Below are 13,819 nucleotides of genomic sequence, written 5' to 3'. Positions count from 1 at the left end.
CTGACGGTGGCTGTAGCTGGGTGCCGGGGGAGTGTCTGGCGGACCGTTCCGGCAAGGTCAATCGTCGCCGCCGGGGCTCGTTCACACATCCGTCGTGGGATGGCGAACCATCTCCACCACGTGGCGTAGCCGTCGCCCCCGTCTTCCTCGGTTTGCCCGTGGAGACGTTCGACGGCTGCCGTGGGGCCCTCCACCAGAAGGACGCCCACCCGCGACGGTCGGCTGGACGCCCTCGACGAACCGTTGGACCGCCCTCCTGCGCTCGGCCACGATCCGCGGCCGAACGGATGACCCGTCCCGGGAACCGGTCTGGATCTGGCGCACGCCGTCCGGTGGGCGCATAGTGAGGGTGACCCGCGGGGCAGGCCCGCCGGTCAGTCGCCCTGGAGGCGCCATGAAGGCCACCACGCCATCCCTCACCCTCCCCGACGTCGTGCCGGTGCTCTCCTCCGGGAAGCACCGCAACCCGCGCAAGGGCGCCTGCTTCATGGAGATGGCGTCGTACCTCGCCGGCGAGCGGTGGAGCGACCACCCCGAGTGCACGCACCCGCTGCTGGCGTCCCTGGCCCGGCTGGTCAACGACTCGCTCACCGACCACGACCGCCCCCGGATCGTCGGCCTCATCCCCGACGTCGTGGGCATCACCGGGACCGCCCTGGAGCTCGACGTCGCGATCGCCGTGCGAGCCGGTGCCGCAGCCCTCCCGATCGCGCCGCTCATCCGGCAGAACGCCCTGGCCGTGGGGCTGCTGACCTGCCGCCGACTCGCCGCCGACCTGCCCACGGACGGCCTTCCGCCGGCCGGGCGCGCCCCGGCCACCCAGGGCGCCGGGGCCCAGGGCGACGGGGCCACCCAGGGCGCCGAGGCCACCCGAGCCGTCACCGGGCACGCCGACCTGGTCGCGCTGTGCGACGCCGCCCTCGAGGCGACCCCGGACGCCCACGCGTGGGCGCTGCGGTTCGGCAAGGACGGGCAGGTCAGCGAGCGGACGTTCCGGCGCCAGACCGCCCCCCACCTGGTGGCGTATGCCGTCGAGGGCATCGCGGTCGCGTGCGTGGACGACGTGCCGGCCCGCCTGGTCGGCCTGCTGTCGGCGACCATCCACGACACCGCCCGCCGTGCCGACCGCCTCGCTGCCGCCCCGGTCGTGACCTCGCCCTCCCAGCCACGCCTCGAGCGCATCCGCTCCCTCGTGCGCTGACCCGACCGCCCCCACCCGTCGGCCGGGTGTCGGCCCCGTCCTCCCTGACAAGGGGCGCGCCGTCGTACCCCTAGTCGTCCCCAAGTCGTGCTCAAGCGCTCGGCCGCAGGCTGCTCACCACAGTCACAGCGGATCAAGGAGCACGCACCATGAGCATCACCACCACCGTCACCGAGCAGCGCGGTTCGTCACTGCGGGACGCCTGCCCCCAGGGCCTCCACCTGCCCGGCGACCCCGGCTACGACGCGGCGCGGATTCCGTGGAACGTGGCCATCGACCAGCGCCCGGCTGCGCTGGTGACCCCACGCACGGTGGCCGAGGTCCAGGCCGCCGTGCGCGCCGCCGCGGCCGCGGGGCTGCGGGTCGCCCCGCAGAGCACGGGGCACAACGCCGGCCCCCTCGTCGCCCAGGGGCTGGACGACGTCGTGGTCCTGCGGACGTCGGAGATGACCGGCGTCCACGTCGACGCCGCCCGCAAGGTGGCGCGGGTCGAGGGCGGGGCCCTGTGGCTGCACGCCACGGAGGCTGCCGGTGACCACGGCCTGGCGGCGCTGCACGGCAGCTCGCCGGACGTCGGGATCGCCGGGTACTCCCTCGGCGGCGGCATCGGCTGGTACGCCCGCAAGCTCGGCCTGGCCACCAACAGCCTGCTCGCCGTCGAGCTGGTCACCGCCGACGGGGAGCACGTGCGCGCCAGTGCGAGCGAGAACCCCGACCTGTTCTGGGCGCTGCGTGGTGGCGGTGGCAGCTTCGGCGTCGTCACCGCCCTCGAGTTCCGGCTCTACGACATCGCGACGGCCTACGCCGGCATGCTCGTCTGGGACGTCTCCCGGGCCGAGGCGGTGCTGCGCCGCTGGGTCGACTGGTCGGCCGGCGCCCCGGACGAGGTCACCACGTCGTTCCGGGTGCTCAACCTCCCGCCGCTCCCCGACATCCCGGCGCCGCTGCGCGGCCGGTCGGTCGTGGTGGTCGACGGCGCCGTCCTCGGTGCTGACCACGAGGCCGAGGGGGTGCTGGCCGACCTCCGGTCGCTGACTCCCGAGATCGACACCTTCGCCCGGGTCCCGGCGCGGTCCCTGGTGCGCCTGCACATGGACCCGGAGGGCCCGACGCCCACGGTCTCGGACTCGACGATGCTCGCGGAGCTGCCACCCGAGGGGATCGACGCGTTCCTCGCCGAGGTGGGTCCGGGATCGTCCTCGTCGCTGCTGCTGGCGGAGCTGCGCCAGCTCGGGGGCGCCCTCGGGCGCGACCACGAGGGCGGCGGGGCCCTGAAGCGCCTCGAGGGTGCGTTCGTCGCGTTCGGTGCCGCGATCGCGGCCAGCCCCGAGCTGGCTGCCCAGGGGGAGCACGACGCACACCGCCTGACCAAGGCGCTCTCGCCGTGGTCGAACGGCCGCAGCTACCTCAACTTCGCCGAGAACGCCGTCGACCCGAGGTCGGGCTACGACGAGCGGACGTGGTTGCAGCTGAAGGGAATCCGCTCCGCGGTCGACCCCCACGGCGTGTTCGTGGGCAACCACCGCATACCGCGTCTCGTGGAGAACCTGCGCGTCACGGACTGACACCGGCGCCGGGCGCCCCCGTCCACCACGGACGGGGGCGCTGACGCACGCCCGCCTGCGCAGAAAAGACGAGTGTCGGTGGGCGGTCCGGCCCCTATCCTCGGTCGGATGAGAGTGGGTGTCCTCGGCACTGCCGAAGCTCGACTCGGTGACGTGCCCGTCGACCTCGGCACGCGCAAGCAGCGCGCCCTCGTCGCGGCCCTGGCCATGAACCACGGCCGGCCCGTCTCGGTCGACGCCCTCGTCGACCTCCTGTGGCCCACGGGTGCACCACCCGGGGTGACCGGGACCCTGCAGGCGTATGTCGCGGGGCTGCGCCGCGCGCTCGAGCCGCAGCGGGCGGCGCGCGCACCGTCCACCGTGCTGGTCACGGTCGCTCCGGGGTACGCCCTGCGGGTGGGTGAGGACGACCTCGACGCCCGGCGCTTCGACCGCACGGTCAGCCGGGCGCACCGCCGACTGGGGCACGTCGAGCGGGTCCAGGACGGTCGGGGCCTGACCGCCGAGGAGCTGGCCGAGGTCGTCTCGGAGCTCGACAATGCCCTCGCGGAGTGGCGCGGCGAGCCCTACGTCGACCTCGAGGACGCCGCGTCCGCGGTCGCCGAGCGGGTCCGCCTGCAGGAGCTGCGCCTGGTCGCGCTGGAGGACCGGGCCGTCGCGGCGCTCGAGCTCGGGCAGCACGGCACGGTCGCGGGCGAGCTCGAGTCCCTCACCACGGCGCACCCGCTCCGCGAGCGGCTGTGGGCGCTGCGCGCGCTTGCCCTGACGCGCGCCGGGCGGCAGGCCGAGGCCCTCGACACCTTGCGCGAGGTCAGGCAGGTGCTCGCCGACGAGCTGGGCCTCGAACCAGGGGCCGAGCTGCGGGACCTGCAGGCGGCAGTGCTGCGCCAGGACCCGGCCCTCGAGTGGCGCCCTCCGGCGGGCACCACACCCACCTCGTCGCACCCGGTGACGCCCACGCCCTCGCCGCAGCCGCAGCGCACGGGTGCCGGGGCGGGACGGTCGTCGGTGCGGATCGGCCCGATCGAGTCGGTCGTCCCGGCCCTGCCGTCCTGGCCGATGGTCGGTCGGGACGAGCAGCTGACGGCCACGCTGGAACAGCTCGACCGGGCGGAGGCGGGCTCGGCCGTCTTCGTCGCCCTCGTCGGGGAGCCCGGGATCGGCAAGAGCCGGCTGGCGGCGGAGCTCGCCTCCCGGGCCGGTGGGCGCGGCGCGGCCGTGCTGCTCGGGCGCTGCTCCCAGGACGACGGCGCCCCTCCGCTGTGGCCGTGGCAGCAGGTGCTCAGGGGGCTGGGGCGCGACCTGCCCGAGCTGCCCGACGACGGGAGTGCGCCGTTCGCGGTGTGGCAGGAGATCGTCGACGAGGTGGTCGACGTCGCCAGGAGCCGTGCCGTCGTCGTCATCCTCGACGACCTCCACTGGGCGGACGTCGCCTCCCTGCGGGTGCTGAGGCTGCTCGTCGAGAGCGCGAACGACACCCGGCTGCTCGTGCTGGGCACCTGGCGCAACCGTCCCGAACCCACCGGTGCGCTCGCGGACGTCGCCGAGGCGCTGGCCCGGCGGCACGCCCTGCGCGTCGACCTGCACGGCCTCACGGCGCAGGAGGCGACCCGCGTCGTCGAGACGGTGGCCGGCGCGGTCCCGACGTCGGCGCAGGCGCAGGAGCTGGTGGAACGGACCGACGGCAACCCATTCTTCCTCGTGGAGTACGCCCGGCTGGCCAGGGAGGGCGACGGGCTGGGTGGCCTCGAGCGGGAGGCGCACCCGCCGGCCGCGGTCCACGACGTGCTGGTGCGGCGCCTGCAGCGGCTGCCCGAGGACTCGCTCACGGCCCTGCGGTGGGCGGCGGTCCTGGGCCGCCAGTTCGACCTCTCGACGTTGTCGACCGTCTCGGGCCTCGAGGAGGACGACCTGCTCGACCGGCTCGACCCTGCCCTGGACTCCGGTCTGCTGCGCGAGGACGGGATCGAGCAGTACCTCTTCGGGCACGCCCTGGTCCGCGACACCATCTACGGCTCCCTGTCGGCCACCCGCCGGGCGCGGGCCCACGCCAAGGTGGCCTCGACCCTGCAGGGGAGGTCGGGCCGCGAGACCGAGCTGGCCAGGCACTGGCTCGCAGCCGGACCCTCGTATGCCGCACGTGCCTGGCTCGCGGCGGTGTCCGCCGCCGCGGTGGCGCGGCGGCTGCACGCCTACGACGAAGCCGCCCAGCTCCTCGTCTCGGCACTCGACACCCTGCCCAGCGATCCCGACAGCACGGCGCACGAACGCTTCGACGTGCTGTGCGACCTCGCCGACGCCCGCCGCTGGGCCGGGGACTGGTCCGGACTCGTCGAGGTCGCGCAGGAGGCCATCGCCGTGGCCGAGGGCATCGGCGACGTCGAGCTGCTCGCCCGCGCGGCCACCATGACAGCGGTAGGGGCGCTGTGGCAGTCGGGCCCGCACGGCACGGTCAACGAGACGGTCGTAACGGCCCTGCGCCACGCGCTCGCGGCCCTGCCCGAGGTGGACGGGCCCCTGCGCTGCCGGGTCATGCTCAGCCTGGCCCTAGAGATCTACTACGGCACCGGTCACGACGAGCGTTCCGCGTTGGTGGACGAAGGGCTGGCGATGGCCGACCGCCTCGGCGACCCCAGGCTGAGCCTGGACGCCTACCAGCTGGCCTTCGTGGCGCTGTGGTGCTCGCGCACCGCGCCCCAGCGGCTGCGGTGGGTGAGCGAGGCGATGCGGCTGGCGCACCGGCTCGGGGACGAGCGCGCCTACGTCGTCACGACGACGTTGCGCGCGGTGGTGTCCGGGGAGCTCGGGCTGCCCACCGAGATGTGGGAGCACGCAGCCGTGGCACGGGACGCGGCCGACCGGCAACGACTCCCCTACGGGATCATCGTCCTCGACAGCATGGAGCTCCCCTGGCTCGCCATGGCGGGCCGGTTCGGGGAGTGCGAGGAGCGGATGGCGAACATCCGGCTGCTCGACCAGCGGATGTCCCTGCACCAGACCGACGACGCGACCCTCGGTGCGCTCATGGCCCTGCGGCTGTGGCAGGGGCGTGCCGGCGAGATGGCCGAGATCCTGCGCGACGCCCAGGAGGGCAGTGGCCTCCCCCTGGCGGCCGTGGTCGTCATGTTCATGCTGCGCGGGGGACGCGAGGACCTCGCCCGGGAGTATGCCGCGACCCATCCGATCGACCTGGACCACGACGACTGGTTCTCCATGCTCACGTGGTGCTGTGCTGCCGAGGTCGCGCTGCAGCTCGGCGACCGTGACCTGGCGGCGCGTTCGTACGCGCTGCTGGCGCCCTACGAGGGGTACTCGTGCTGTGCCGGGTCGGGCCTGGCGCTCGGACCGGTCGACGGCTACCTGGCCCAGGCCGCCGCCGCCGGCGGTGAGCTGGAGGTCGCCCGGCGGCACGCCGACCGGGCCGTGGCGCTCTGCGAGGACTGGCAGGTCCCGCTGGCGGCGCAGTGGCTGCGCGACCAGCGGGACCGGTTCGGGTTCTGAGGCTGTACGGCCCCCGCCTAGGCCTGGTCGAGGTAGGCGAAGGCCGCCCGCTCGCGCTGCTCGAAGGACCGCCGGGTCACGAGCCACATCAGGTGGTGCGGACGACCGGTGGTCGCGAAGACGCTGCGGCGCAGCGGCGCCGGGACCCGGTGCATCGCCCAGGGCACCAGGGCCAGCACCTCCGCGGTCCGCAGCCCTGACCTGAAGTGGGTCTCCTCGAGGTCGTGCCACTCCTGACCCGTCATCACCTGCTGGATGATCGCGATGGCCTCGGTCTCCTCGTGCTCGAGGTGGCGGCCAAGGCTGCTCTTGGCGGCGGTCAGCCGGATGGCCAGGCCCGCTCGCGCGTCGTCGTCCGCCTGGTTGGCGAGTCGGGCGAACCCGGCAGAGCAGGCCGAGAGGATCGGGTCGATCTCCGCGTGCTCGTCCTCCATCGCCTGCAGGGTGGCGCGTCCCACCTCGTCCGTGCGCTCGACGAGCAGCGGCCAGAGGCCGGTGTCCTCGCCCGTGTGGTGGTGGTGCAACGCCGCGGCGAAGAGCTCCCACCGCGCGGCGAGGGCTCGCCACGTGGTGCGCGCCTGCGCCGGCGTCGCGGCGGCCGCCGCGGCGAAGGCCGCGAGGTCGCGCCGGAAGGCGTGGTGCATCACGTACATCATCGTCATGTCGACCGGTCCCGGGTGGGCGGCGGTCTGCCCGGGGAACCGGAGCTGCTCCGGCCTGGCGGGCAGGGCCCGGTCCCGGGACGGTGTCCGGGTCGGCACCGTGGTGGTCACGGTGGTGGGCGTGGGCGTGGGCGTGGGCGTGGGCGTGCTGCTGGTGGTGGTGGTCATCGTCGTTCCTCTCAGAGGGCGCCGACGGGCTGGCGCTCGCCGTCGCGGGACTGGTCGTGGGTGGGGTCGTCGGAGTCGTCGGAGCCGTCGTGGTCCGCGAGGTCATCGACGGTGCTGAGGACGCCAGCGGGCTGCGCGAGGTCGCCGAGGTCGTCGAGCTCGACCTCTGCACGGACCGTGGGCAGCACCTGGTCCAGCCAGCCCGGGACCCACCAGTTGCGCTCGCCGAGCAGCGACATCGTCGCCGGCACGAGCACCATGCGGATGACCGTGGCGTCGAGCAGGATCGCTGCGGCCATGCCGACGCCGAGCATCTTGACGACGGCGTCCACCTCCGTGGCGAAGCCCAGGAAGACGGCGACCATGATGGCGGCGGCGCTGGAGATGACCCGGCCGGTGGCGGAGAGGCCGCGGACCACTGACGCGTGGGCGTCGCCCGTGCGCAGCCAGTCCTCGCGGACCCGCGAGAGCAGGAAGACCTCGTAGTCCATCGAGAGCCCGAACAAGATCGCGAACATCAGGATCGGGACCCAGCTCGACACCGCCATCGGGTGGTCGAGCCCGAGGACCGAGGCGCCCCAGCCCCACTGGAAGACGGCAGTGAGGACGCCGTAGGCGGCGCCGATGCTCAGCAGGTTCATGACGGCGGCCTTGAGCGGCACCACGACCGACCGGAACACCATGGCCAGGAGCAGCACGGAGACCGAGACCACGAAGGCGATGACGAGCCACAGCCGGTCCGCGAGCATGCCTGCGATGTCGGAGAAGAAGGCGGTGGTGCCCGTGAGCTCCACCCCGTCGGGCAGCTGGGCGCGCAGGCCGTCCACGAGCGCACTGGTCCGGTGGTCGGTGGGGCCGAAGGCGGGCACGGCGTCGAACACCGCGATGGCTCCGTCCGGGGACACCGTCGGCTGCGTCACCGCGCTGATGTCCGGGTCGTGCCCCAGCGTGCTCCTGACGGCGGCCAGCCGGGGACCGTCGACCACCGAGCGGTCGACGACGAACGTCAGCGGCCCGTTGGCCCCGGCGCCGTACTCCGCGGCGACCAGGTCGTAGGCGCGTCGCGTGGTCAGGTCGGTCGCACCGCTGCTGGCGTCCTGCGGCCAGGTGCGCATGTCCATCGCGGGGATGGCGAGCGTGAGCATGAGCACGGCGGCCGCCGCGGCCCACGGCAGGGGGTTGCGCCCGACGCGGGCGGCCCAGCGGGCCGTCAGCGGGGTCCGCGAGGTCGCGGTGGGCAGGGCGGCGGAGACGGTGGCGCGGGAGGCGCCCGCAGTCCGGGCCCGCCCGCTCGCACGCACCCGGTTCGGACGCACCCGGCTCGGACGCACGCGACCCGGGCGCACCCGGCGCGGCAGCAGCCGCAGGCCGGCGAACCGGGCGAGCACCGGGACCAGCGTCAGCGACGCCGCGGCGACCGCGACGACGGCGATCGCCGTGGCGAACCCGAAGGAGCTGTAGACCGGCAGACCGGCCAGGCGCAGGCCCATCAGCGAGACGAGGACGGTGCTGGCGGCGAAGACGATCGAGCGACCTGCGGTGGCGCAGGCGCGGCCGGCGGCCTCGACGACCGGAAGTCCCTCGCGCAGGTACTCGACGTGCCGGGTGACGAGCAGCAGGGCGTAGTCGATGCCGACACCGAGGCCGACCATGGTCGCGACCATGGGGGCCGCGGTGCTGACGTCGGTCGCCGCGGCGAGCAGGGTGATGCCGGCGCTGCCGACCCCGAGCCCCACCAGCGCGGTGCCGATGGGCAGGCCGGCGCTGGTGACCGAGCCGAAGGCGAAGACGAGGATGACGAGCGCGGCGACGATGCCGATGAGCTCGCCGCGTCCCTCCATCGGGGCGACCGCGCTCTCCGGGAGCTCCCCGCCGAGCTCGACCTGCAGCCCGGTGGCCCGGGTAGCGGCAACGGCGGCGTCCAGCGGCTCGAGGTGGCCCATGAGGTCCGTGTCGGTGACCGGTGCGTCGTACCCCACGGTCACCAGGGCGGTGTCTCCGTCGTCGGAGAGGGCGGGTGGCGCGACGGTCACGACGTGCGGCATCCGGCGGAGCCGGTCGGCGAGGGAGGTCAGGGCGGCGGGGTCGACCGCTGCGCCGGTCCGGTCGTGCACCACCACGCGGGCGGAGGTGTTGCCCGCGCCGGGCAGGTGCGCCCGGAGCTGTTCGATGCCCACCTGGGCCCGGGCCCCCGGGACGTTGTAGTCGTCGTGGGGGGTTCCGCCGAACGCGGCGGCGAGACCGGCGACGGTGCCGGCCACGACCAGCCAGGTGGCGATCGTGAGCCAGGGGTGGAGCGCGGCGCCTCGTCCGAGGCGGTGGAGCAAGCGAGACATGGTTCGTCCTTCGGTGTGCGGTGCTGGTTGCGGACCAGCGTGCGGCGAGGCACTTGCACACCACTTGGGACGGACTTGGGGTCCCCGACGCGCCTACGGCAGCCCGACGTCGACGAGCAGGGCTGAGTGGTCGGACGCCGGGGACGCGATGACGTGGGCACGCAGCGGCGTGACCCCGCCGACCCAGACGTAGTCGATCCGTCGCGGCGGCGGCTCCGCGTCGAACGTGAACCCGTCTCCCTCGCCCACCAGCGCCCATGAGTCCTGGAGGAACCCGCCGAGGTGCTCGTGGGTCGCCGAGCCGGGGGTGGTGTTCAGGTCACCGAGCAGCACGGTCGGCCGGTCGTCGAGCACGGCCGTGATGGCCCGGGCCTGCACCAGGCGCTCGTCCTCGCGGTCCCACTGCAGGTGCGTGCCGAGCACCCGCAGCGCCACGCCCTCCACGACCACGGTCGCCTCGAGCAGGCCGCGCTGCTCGCTGCCCTCGAAGCAGGGCAGCAGGGTCGTCGACACGTCCACGAACGGCCGCGAGCTGAGCAGCGCCGTCCCGTACTGCGCCCGCTCCCCACCGGGGTGGGCCGGCTCGTCGTCGAGGCACGCGGCATACGCGAGGTGCATGCCGAGCCGCTGCGCGAGGTGACCCGGCTGGTCGGCGAAGGCGCTCTGGGCGCGGCGGTGCCGGTCGACCTCCTGGAGGGCGACGAGCTCGGCGCCGCTGTCGGCGATGACCTCGGCGATCCGGTCGAGGTCGAGGACACCGTCGTGGCCGACGCCGCTGTGGATGTTGTAGGTGAGGACGGGGAGCTGCACGGTCCCAGCCTGTCGCCCCAGCGCGGTGGGAGGCATCAGTGGGGCGGGCGGCGCAGCAGCGCCGGGAGGTATGCCGCGCCGGGTGCGTCGTCGGAGGCCGCCGCCTTGTCGGCGGGGTTGGAGATGCCGCACTGCTTCAGCGACAGGCAGCCGCAGCCGATGCAGGAGTCGAGCTTGTCGCGCAGCGCCTCAAGAGCCTCGAGCTGCTCGTCGAGCCGGGTGCGCCAGTGGCCGGAGATGCGGTGCCAGTCGGACTTGGTCGGGCTGCGGCCCTTGGGCAGGCCGGCCAGCTCGGTGCGGATCTCGTCCAGCGACAGCCCCACGTTGCTGGCCGCCCGGATGAAGGCGAGGCGCCGCAGCACGCTGCGGGCGTAGCGCCGCTGGCCACCAGAGGTGCGCGTCGCGTCGATGAGTCCCTGCTTCTCGTAGTACCGCAGGGCCGAGGCGGCGAACCCGCTGCGCTCGGCGACCTCGGACACCGTGAGGACGTCGGTCGGCTCCACGCCGCTCCCCTCTCCCGTACTTGAAGTGGACTTCAACTGCAGTCTCGCTGGTGACTGGCGACGGGGCAACCACGCCGGCGCACTGCGGAATAGGGGTGCCCGGTGACGGAGTTGTCCCTGTTCGTGACCCAGACGACGACGAAGAGCAGTGTCGGCCTGCGCAGCGAACGCGGCCCTGTGCTGCTCGCGGTGATGATGTGCACGGCGCTGGTGGCCATCGACGCCACGATCCTCGCCGCCGCGGTGCCCGCCGTCGTCAGCGACCTCGGTGGCTTCTCGCAGTTCCCGTGGCTGTTCTCGATCTACCTGCTGGCCCAGGCGGTGTCGGTCCCGATCTACGGCAAGCTCGCCGACAGCATCGGCCGCAAGCCCGTCATGCTCGTGGGCATCGGCCTGTTCCTGGCCGGCTCGATCCTGTGCGGGGTCGCGACGACGATGCCGCTGCTCATCGCGTTCCGCGTCGTCCAGGGCCTCGGCGCCGGTGCGGTCCTGCCGATGTCGGTGACGATCATCGGCGACATCTACTCCGTCGAGGAGCGGGCCCGCGTCCAGGGCTTCATCGCCGGGGTGTGGGGCATCGCCTCCATCGTCGGGCCGACGCTCGGTGGCGTGTTCTCCGAGTACGTCTCGTGGCGCTGGATCTTCTTCGTCAACCTGCCGATCGGCGCGGTCGCCACGGTGCTGCTGCTGCGCGGGTTCCACGAGAACATCGAGCGGGTCCGCCACTCCATCGACTGGGCCGGCGCGATCCTGCTGACGACCGGGGTGTCGCTGCTCATCCTCGCCCTGCTCGAAGGCGGCCGGTCGTGGGGCTGGCTGTCCCCGGGCGGTGTGGCGATCGTCGTCGCCGCCGTGGCGCTGCTCGTGGCGTTCGTGGTCGTCGAGCGCCGGGCCGCCGAACCCATCCTGCCGCTGTGGGTCTTCACCCGGCGCGTGCTCATCGGCGCCAACCTCGCCTCGCTGGCGATCGGCGCCGTCCTCATCGGCCTGACCTCCTACATCCCGACCTTCGCCCAGGGCGTGCTCGGGTTCGGCGCGCTGCTCTCGGGCCTGGCCCTCGGCGCGATGACCATCGGCTGGCCGATCGCGGCCGCCAGCGCCGGGAAGATCTACATGCGGTTCGGGTTCCGCAACACCTCGATCCTCGGGGTCGCGTTCGTCGTGGTCGGCAGCGCGTTGCTGCTGCTCGTCGACGAGGGCACCAGCCTCTGGACGATCGCGGGGTTCACCTTCATCGTCGGGGTCGGTCTCGGCTACGCCTCCGTGCCCACCCTCGTCGCCGTGCAGTCCTCGGTCGACTGGGACCGCCGTGGTGTCGTCACGGCGACCAACCTGTTCGCCCGCTCGCTCGGCAGCGCGGTCGGCGTCGCCGTCTTCGGGGCGATCGCCAACGCGAAGCTGGCCCAGGACTTCCGGACCCCTCCCGCGGGCGCGACGGGCAAGCTGCCGAAGACCGCGGACGACGCGGCCGTGGTGCTGGGCAACCAGTCCGGTGGGACGGAGGTCGTGCGAGATTTCGTCCGCGCCTCCCTGACCGGTGCGACCCACCAGGTGTTCATCGCGGTCGTCGTGCTGGCCGTCGCGATGATCGTGGCGGTCCTCGTCATGCCGCGTCGGTCCCAACCCCTCGTCTTCGACTGACCGTCCCCGCGCCCTCTCCCACCGCAAAACGCTGGTTGCGCGTCATACCGCGGGTGGTCGTCCCGAGGTATGCCCCGCAACCAGCGTTCTGCGGTGGGGCGGGGCGACCTACGATCGGACGCATGACTCCTGCCGAGCTGCTCATCGACGGCTTCACCCGGATCCAGGAGGGCGTGCACCGGGTGGTGGACGGGCTCACCCCCGGCCAGCTGGCGCACCAGCCCGCCGAGGGCGCGAACTCCATCGGCTGGCTCGTCTGGCACCTCACCCGCGTGCAGGACGACCACGTCGCCGACGCGGCCGGGTTCGACGAGGTGTGGACCACCGGTGGCTTCGAGGGCGACTTCGGGCTGCCCTTCGACCGGGCCGAGACCGGGTATGGCGCGACGCCCCAGGAGGTCGCGCAGGTGCGGGACCTCACGGCGGACCAGCTCACCGGCTACCTCGACGCGGTGCACGCCCAGACCGTCGGCTGGGTGAAGGGCCTCGCACCGGAGGACCTCGACCGCGTCGTCGACGAGCGCTGGGACCCGCCGGTCACCCTCGGGGTCCGGCTCGTCAGCGTCGTCAACGACGACCAGCAGCACGTCGGCCAGGCCGCCTACGTCCGCGGCCTCCTCATCTGACCGGCACCGCTCAGCGGTAGCGCCTGGCGAGCTCGACCGCGCGGTGGGCGTAGTCGCCGCCGAAGAGCACGGCGTGCACCATCAGCGGGTGCAGCTGGTGCAGGGCGACCCGCTGCGGCCACTGCGCGTCGAGCCGGTGCTGCCCGAGGTACCCACCCACGACGAAGTCCCAGTGCGGGCAGCCGAACAGCGCCAGCATCGCGAGGTCCGTCTCGCGGTGGCCGCCGTGCGCCGCGGGGTCGATGAGCACGGCACCGTCGCCGGTCCAGGCGATGTTGCCCGACCACAGGTCCCCGTGGATCCGCGCCGGCACCGAGCCGTCGTCGAACTCGCCCCGCGCCAGCCGTCGTGCCACCGCCTCGAACACCGCGACGTCGTGCCGGTGCCACAGCCCCCGGTCGCGCCCGAGCGGCAGCATCGCGAGGATCCGCTGCTCCGCCCAGAACTCCCCCCACGTCTCGACCGGCCGCAGCGGCAGGGGCAGCAGCTCGGTGGCCGGCCCGAGGAACCCGTCGCCGGACCACCCCGGTGGGGCGCTGCCGAAGGCCGGTGCCCCTGCGTCGTGCGTGCGCGCCAACCGCGCCCCGAACTCCTCCGCCATCGCCGGGTCCGGGTTGACGAACGACAACCGCCGCAGGTCGAGGTGGTCCTGGCCGACCTCGACGACCTCCACCACCGGCACCCCACCCGGGGCATCGGCCAGCCACGCGAGACCGGCTGCCTCCCAGCGGAAGTAGCCGTCGGGCGCGGAGGCGCTGCCCTTGCGGAAGACCGGATCGGCGCTCACGCCTGCATTGTCGCCGAGA

10 protein-coding genes are annotated in these 13,819 nt (G+C 73.7%); 5 read left to right on the top strand and 5 right to left on the bottom strand.

Going from position 1 to position 13,819, the window contains the following annotated elements; genetic code table 11:
• The first annotated feature begins 394 nt into the window (after positions 1–394).
• The 3 genes from ACYVKF_RS09500 (at position 395) to ACYVKF_RS09490 (ending at position 6,267) form a co-directional block, all read left to right on the top strand.
• On the top strand, positions 395–1,201 hold the full coding sequence (locus ACYVKF_RS09500; RefSeq protein ID WP_460966265.1) for a hypothetical protein: 807 nt from the start codon (positions 395–397) through the stop codon (positions 1,199–1,201).
• A gap of 149 nt (positions 1,202–1,350) precedes the next feature.
• Entirely contained in the window at positions 1,351–2,766 is a 1,416-nt protein-coding gene (locus tag ACYVKF_RS09495; RefSeq protein WP_460966264.1) for an FAD-binding oxidoreductase, read from the top strand.
• A gap of 108 nt (positions 2,767–2,874) precedes the next feature.
• Positions 2,875–6,267 carry a BTAD domain-containing putative transcriptional regulator gene (locus ACYVKF_RS09490; protein WP_460966263.1) on the top strand — a complete coding sequence of 1,131 codons (3,393 nt, stop codon included), beginning with the start codon at positions 2,875–2,877 and terminating at the stop codon, positions 6,265–6,267.
• A 17-nt stretch (positions 6,268–6,284) separates the two neighbouring features.
• Here ACYVKF_RS09490 and ACYVKF_RS09485 read toward each other — a convergent pair whose 3' ends face one another.
• The 4 genes from ACYVKF_RS09485 to soxR all read right to left on the bottom strand — a co-directional run bounded on the left by ACYVKF_RS09485 (position 6,285) and on the right by soxR (position 10,746).
• Positions 6,285–7,097, bottom strand: coding sequence for a hemerythrin domain-containing protein (locus ACYVKF_RS09485; RefSeq protein ID WP_460966262.1), 813 nt, complete (start codon positions 7,095–7,097; stop codon positions 6,285–6,287).
• Positions 7,098–7,108: 11 nt separating this feature from the next.
• Positions 7,109–9,433, bottom strand: coding sequence for an MMPL family transporter (locus tag ACYVKF_RS09480; protein WP_460966261.1), 2,325 nt, complete (start codon positions 9,431–9,433; stop codon positions 7,109–7,111).
• 93 nt (positions 9,434–9,526) lie between these two features.
• The gene (locus ACYVKF_RS09475; protein WP_460966260.1) at positions 9,527–10,243 is read right to left on the bottom strand and encodes an endonuclease/exonuclease/phosphatase family protein; all 717 of its coding nucleotides are present in this window, start codon (positions 10,241–10,243) and stop codon (positions 9,527–9,529) included.
• 35 nt (positions 10,244–10,278) lie between these two features.
• Positions 10,279–10,746 (bottom strand): redox-sensitive transcriptional activator SoxR, encoded by a 468-nt coding sequence (gene soxR / locus ACYVKF_RS09470; protein ID WP_460966259.1) that lies wholly within the window; start codon positions 10,744–10,746, stop codon positions 10,279–10,281.
• 102 nt (positions 10,747–10,848) lie between these two features.
• Between soxR and ACYVKF_RS09465 the strand changes: the two genes are divergently transcribed.
• A complete protein-coding gene (locus ACYVKF_RS09465; protein ID WP_460966258.1) occupies positions 10,849–12,387 on the top strand; it encodes an MDR family MFS transporter in 1,539 nt (512 codons plus the stop codon).
• Between the two features lie 122 nt (positions 12,388–12,509).
• On the top strand, positions 12,510–13,013 hold the full coding sequence (locus ACYVKF_RS09460; RefSeq protein WP_460966257.1) for a mycothiol transferase: 504 nt from the start codon (positions 12,510–12,512) through the stop codon (positions 13,011–13,013).
• 10 nt (positions 13,014–13,023) lie between these two features.
• On the opposite strand, the gene ACYVKF_RS09455 is transcribed toward ACYVKF_RS09460, so the two are convergent.
• Positions 13,024–13,800 carry a fructosamine kinase family protein gene (locus ACYVKF_RS09455; protein ID WP_460966256.1) on the bottom strand — a complete coding sequence of 259 codons (777 nt, stop codon included), beginning with the start codon at positions 13,798–13,800 and terminating at the stop codon, positions 13,024–13,026.
• Positions 13,801–13,819: the final 19 nt, after the last annotated feature.

It is taken from the genome of Pedococcus soli (assembly GCF_054782575.1).
Note: the sequence above shows the minus strand (reverse complement) of the source record. Positions and strands in the feature narration are given on the sequence as shown.